2 protein-coding genes and 1 pseudogene are annotated in these 6,005 nt (G+C 55.2%); 1 reads left to right on the top strand and 2 read right to left on the bottom strand.

The window, feature by feature from the left end; translation table 11 throughout:
• Both ACR0BU_RS24440 and ACR0BU_RS24435 read right to left on the bottom strand, forming a co-directional pair.
• A partial coding sequence (locus ACR0BU_RS24440; protein WP_480739516.1) for a tandem-95 repeat protein occupies positions 1-2,362 on the bottom strand: 2,362 nt, incomplete at its 3' end.
• A gap of 303 nt (positions 2,363-2,665) precedes the next feature.
• Positions 2,666-3,540 (bottom strand): annotated as a pseudogene (locus tag ACR0BU_RS24435) (DDE-type integrase/transposase/recombinase); the annotation flags it as partial.
• A 1,171-nt stretch (positions 3,541-4,711) separates the two neighbouring features.
• Between ACR0BU_RS24435 and ACR0BU_RS24430 the strand changes: the two are divergent.
• Positions 4,712-6,005: S8 family peptidase (locus ACR0BU_RS24430; protein WP_480739514.1), on the top strand; the 1,294-nt coding region annotated here is incomplete at its 3' end.

The raw sequence follows: 6,005 nt of genomic DNA, 5'->3' as shown, positions 1-6,005 counted from the left end.
CCAACCAGTTCGGCAGGGCCGCACCGTCAAGCAGCGTCGCAGTCAAGGTCAGCGCATCGCCATCCACATCCGTGAATGCATTCGCTGGCAGAGCAAAGCTCACGGCTTCATCTTCTTCTGAAGACTGATCCTCCAATGCAAGTGCTGCGACAGGGGCATCGTTGACAGGAGTGATATCAAGCACAAAGGTGCCGCTTTCTGACAGAGATCCGTCACTGGCTGTCACCGTGACACTCAAAATGTCGTTGAAGTCCTGCGGCGGTGTGCCCGAGAAGCTCCCCGCAGCCGCATCAAACACCAGCCAGTCCGGCAGGGCCACACCTCCATCCAGCGTTGCACTCAAGGTCAGCGCATCGCCATCCACATCCGTGAAGGCATTGGCCGGCAGCGCAAAGCTCACGGCTTCATCTTCCGCGGAAGACTGATCAGGCAACGCAAGGGCCAGAACAGGGGCATCGTTGGTTCCGTGCACAACCACTGAAACACTTGCGGTGCTCTCACCGCCATGGCCGTCTTCGACCGTGTAGGTAAATGTGTCAATAAGGGGCTGACCCTCTTTCAGGGCCTGAACAGCCTCTGCGTTGGTTGGATCGTAGCTGATCGTCCCGTCGGTGTTCAGCGTCAGGTTGGCCCCATGCGCACTCATGGCATCAACCTCTTTCACCGTGAGCGCATCCCCTTCGACATCGCTGTCATTGGTCAGAAGCGTGGCGCTATCAATCAAGGTGACAGCATCTTCTGTGACCAGAGTGGCGGTTTGAGCCACATCATTAACTGCGACCGGGGCATCGTTGACAGGGGTGATATCAAGCACAAAGGCATCGCTCGCTGTGAGTGAGCCATCGCTGGCCGTCACCGTGACATGGACCATGCCATTGAAATCCTGGGGTGGTGTGCCCGAGAAGCTCCCCGCGACCGCATCAAACACCAGCCAGCCCGGCAGCGCCGAACCATCTGTCAGCGTCGCAGTCAAGGTCAGTGCATCGCCATCCACATCCGTGAAGGCATTGGCGGGCAGTGCAAAGCTCACAACTTCATCTTCCGCTGAAGACTGATCAGGCAACGCAATCGCCACAACAGGGGCATCATTGGTTCCGTGCACAACCACTGAAACGGTCGCGGTGCTTTCACCGCCATTGCCGTCACTGACGGTATAGGTGAATGTATCCGTCAGGGTCTCGCCCTCTGCCAGAGCCTGAACAGCATCTGCATCTCTTGGATCGTAGCTGATCGTCCCGTCGGTGTTCAGCGTCAGGGTGGCCCCATGCGCACTTTCGGCATCAACCTCTGACACCGTGAGCGCATCCCCTTCGACATCGCTGTCATTGACCAGAAGCGTGGCGATATCAATCGAAGTGACAACATCTTCTGTGATCGGATTGGAGCTTTGCGCAACATCACCAACCGCGACAGGGGCATCGTTGACAGGGGTGATATCAAGCACAAAGCTATCGCTGGCTGTGAGTGAGCCATCGCTGGCCGTCACCGTGACATTGACCATGCCATGGAAGTCCTGCGGCGGTGTGCCCGAGAAGCTCCCCGCAGCCGCATCAAACACCAGCCAGTCCGGCAGGGCCGAACCATCCGTCAGCGTTGCACTCAAGGTCAGCGCATCGCCATCCACATCCGTGAACGCATTGGCTGGCAGCGCAAAACTCACGACCTCGTCTTCCGCTGAAGACTGATCAGGCAACGCAATCGCCACAACGGGGGCATCATTGGTTCCGTGCACAACCACTGAAACGGTCGCGGTGCTTTCACTGCCATGGCCGTCCTCGACGGTGTAGGTGAAGGTATCCGTCAGGGTCTGGCCTTCTGCCAGGGCCTGAACAGCCTCAGCATCTCTTGGATCGTAGCTGATCGTGCCGTCGGAGTTCAGCGTCAGGGTTGCGCCATGCGCACTCATGGCATCAACTCCTTTCACCGTGAGCGCATCCCCGTCGACATCGCTGTCATTGGCCAGAAGCGTAGCGGTATCAATCGACGTGACAACATCTTCCGTGATCGGAGCGGGGCTTTGCGCAACATCATCAAACGCGACAGGGGCATCGTTCACAGGTGTAATATCAAGCGCGAAGGCATCGCTTTCTGAAAGAGATCCATCGCTGGCCGTCACCATGACATTGACTATGCCAGTGTAGTCCTGGGGTGGTGTGCCCGAGAAGCTCCCCGCAGCCGCATCAAACACCAACCAGCCAGGCAGGGCCGCACCGTCAAGCAGCGTCGCAGTCAAGGTCAGCGCATCGCCATCCGGATCGGTGAAGGCATTCGCTGGCAGGGCAAAGCTCACAGCCTCATCTTCCGCTGAAGACTGATTGGGCAATAAAGTTGTCAAAACAGGTGCGTTGTTCATAACGGTCATGACTTTCTCCAATTCAAGCTGATGAACAATTGAGTTGATCTCGTTTGCGTGCTGTACGTGCTAATGATGAGCGAAAAACTGTTGCTACTGTCTCGGCCAACATTCCAAAGATTTGCTGTTTGACTGCCCGCAAATGCGGCCACTCAATTCGACTCTCATCAGACACTGAAACCAGATCGCTGAATTGGAAAATACCATGATTCTATATTTACATAGACATCAGCTATGGCTGGCCCGCGCCCGGCAGGCTTATCAGCCTCATGGTCTCAATGACTGCAACTCTGAAGGTGGGGTTCACCGGAATTACTCCTGGGTGTTTAGTTCCGGCATCTGGTGGATCGGATTAAGGATGAATCTTTCTGGCTCTGAAGTCCAGATTTTGCAGATGTATTCGTAAGGCGTGAGGCCGCTCAGTGTCTTGAGGCGGCGCGCGAAGTTGTATGCGTCCAAGAAGTCAGCGAGATGGCTGCGAAGCTGGTCGTTGCTGGCGTAGTGATAGCGTTTCACCGTCGCATCCTTGATCGTTCGGTTCATCCGTTCGACTTGGCCGTCCCTCGGGAAAACGATCCCCCGGATCGTTTTCTGATCCTCAGAACTCCACGGATGATTTGGCTTCGTCAGCCGGTGCTCGATCCCATTAGCTGCGCAGATCATGTCGAAGCGCATTGGCCGAGAATAAGCAGTGTTCCGGTTTCGGGGCTGCTCTGCAAATTGGATGCCGTTACCTGTCAGGATCGTGTGAATTTGATAGGGCACGTTCTCCAGCAAATGCTCAAGGAACTCCCATGCTGTCTTGCGGTTTGCTTTATCGACCAGTTGCGCAACAGCGAACTTGCTCGTGCGGTCAATGGCCACAAAGAGATGCAGTTTGCCTTCCTCGGTTCTCACCTCAGCAATGTCCCCTCTCGGCAGCATCTGTCAGATGCGCCTGCCGGGCAGTGGATGTGGAAATAGCCAATCGGGTAGCGCTTGAACTTCTGACGCTTCGGCTTGTCACCCGCGACATCCGGCAGACACGATATCCCGTGCCGCTGCAGACATCGATGCAAGGAAGAGAGCGTCAAGTGCGGGATCGTCGGCTGTAACGCATACAAACAATCGTCCAGTGGCAACAGCGTATACCGCCGGAATGCAACGACCATTGCCTCTTCATCTTCGCTGAGCGCCGTTGAACGTGGGATCAAACACCTAGATATACAAAAATAGCCTTAATCATCTTACATATAATCCATAGATAGATTGGCGTGCGCGTAAATCGTGTACGGCCGCATGGGTACACGCGATAAAACGCCTTACGAAGCGCTTCGAGAGAAGCGAAGCAGGAGTAGGAGTAATCTGATGTCTCGCTGAAACGCATACCTTAAAGGGTGCCCGCCTGGAGCATCTTTTCATTGGACTGTGTTGATGAAATGAAAATCTGGCGGGCGCAGGTCGGGCCATAGTTTATGTCTATTGTAATATAGAATTACAGTATTTCCCGATGTGGCAGCCGAGTCCTAGTGTTCGGCTGGTGGTGAATGACTCGCCCGCCGAATGCTCGATAAAAAACGCGCTAATATCCGCAATAAATTCAGACTGTTACTTGCAATCCGGGTGGGTCTGTCAGTTCATTGATATAAAAGGCTCGCGGTGGCGATCGAGTGATTACATTTTCACAGCCAAAGCAGAACAATCGTCATGCGTCCTTTTAAGAAGCTGGTTCTTGCCGCCACGGCCATTGTCACCCTGGCCACTTCCGCCTCGGCAAATATCTACTCAGACCAACTTACCCACTATTCAGATCAGCAGGCCTTGAGATTCCTCGTCAGCGAACATGCGCGAGATCCATCGACCTTCGAGGATGCGCACGAATACATCCTCCTGAACCGCCCGGAGATTATGGAGGACTACCTCCGTCAAACCTTAAACCGGGCGCCAGACACCCGTCGCTTTTCCCTTTCGGAACTCAGCGTGAGGGAGACCTTCGGCATTGGTTCGATCGCCCTCGGGATCGCCGCAGTTGGGGCCGCAGCTTCTCTCGCAGGCGGTGGTGGAGGAGACTCTGGGACAGAATCCGGTCCAGACCCCAATCCCAACCCTGATCCAAACCCTAATCCAAATCCCAACCCAGGGCCCGGCGTTCCAAACCCTAATCCAAATCCCAACCCAGGGCCCGGCGTTCCAAATCCTGATCCCAATCCCAACCCAGGGCCCGGCGTTCCAAATCCTGATCCCAATCCCAACCCAGGGCCCCCGCCATCACCTTCCCCGTGGCCCAACCCAGGGCCCGGCGTTCCAAACCCCAATCCAGGTCCCCGCCCTGACGAACCCGCCTACTACCGAACCCCGGAATTCGAAGAAAACTATGCCTTGTCTCTGATTGGAGCCGATACAAGATACGCTCAAGGCTGGCGAGGACAGGGCGTAAAGATTGCAATACTGGACACGGGCATTGATCTCGACAGTCCAGAATTCGCCAACCTTCCAGGCGTCGACAATAAAATCGACTTTGACAACAGCCATTCCTATTTTGTCGGAGACCCCAAAGATATTTCTGAACCTGACGGTCATGGCCGTTCCGGTCATGGCACGCATGTTGCCAACATCGCGGCAGGCAGGAAAGACGGTCAAGGCCTGCACGGCGTTGCCTTTGAATCCGAGCTTGTCATCTTCAAGGGAATAAGAGCACGGGGCGACTACACCGCATTAACGATTCCGATCGAGAACATATGGGCTGCTGCCATAAACCGCGCAATTGACGCTGGTGCGCATGTCATGAACAACAGCTGGGGTCGAACCAAAATTGTCGATGATTTCATCGTCGAAAAGACAATCGCTGATTATACAGATCCAAATCTCTCTTCGGACAAAAATCGCGAAAATCTCGAAAAATTTCTTGGCGGCGTTGACGGCAAAACCATCACCGCCCTGAAAGCCGCCAAAGCGGCTGACTTGATGACCGTTTTTGCCGCAGGCAACAGCGGCCTGCCCGAGGTCGGAGTCCTCGCAGGCATTCCAGTCGTTCTGGACGATTATCTCGGTCACTTCATCGCCGTAGTGGCGGTCCGTGAAGACAAGAGCCTATGGCACTCCTCCAACCACTGTGGCGTCGCAATGCACTTTTGCCTCGCTGCGCCAGGCACAGGTGTCATTAACATCCCTCATGATAACGGCAACGGCTTCACTAGTATAAGCGGAACATCCATTGCAGCGCCCTATGTTACTGGAGCATATGCCGTATTGAAGAGCCAGTGGCCACACCTGAAAGCCCCCGTAATCGCTCAGATTTTATTCGACTCAGCCGAAGATCTCGGTGACCCGGGTGTTGACCCGAAGTACGGGCACGGCCTCCTTAATCTGGAACGCGCCATGCATCCGATGGGTGAACTTGTTGTCTACCAGGGCAACACCATCGAGAGCGAAGCCATACCGCTCGCCGAAACCGGCATCATCGCCAGTGGCGCCCTCGCTCCAGCCCTCAACCAGGCCCTCGCAGGACAGGTCTTGATGGTTGCAGATAAGTATACGCGCGGATTTGAGCTTGCTGCCAGTTCTTTGGTCTCCGAAGTCGAAGCGCCAAGACCTCGTCTCACGATCGCAAAGGAAGTTAAGGTCAGCGACACCCTGACAGTCATGAACTCACATCACAGCACCGGTCTCCGTT

The sequence above is a fragment of the Ruegeria sp. CK2 genome, assembly GCF_056536585.1.
The sequence above is the reverse complement of the archived record's forward strand: the minus strand, read 5'-3'. Positions and strand labels throughout refer to the sequence as shown.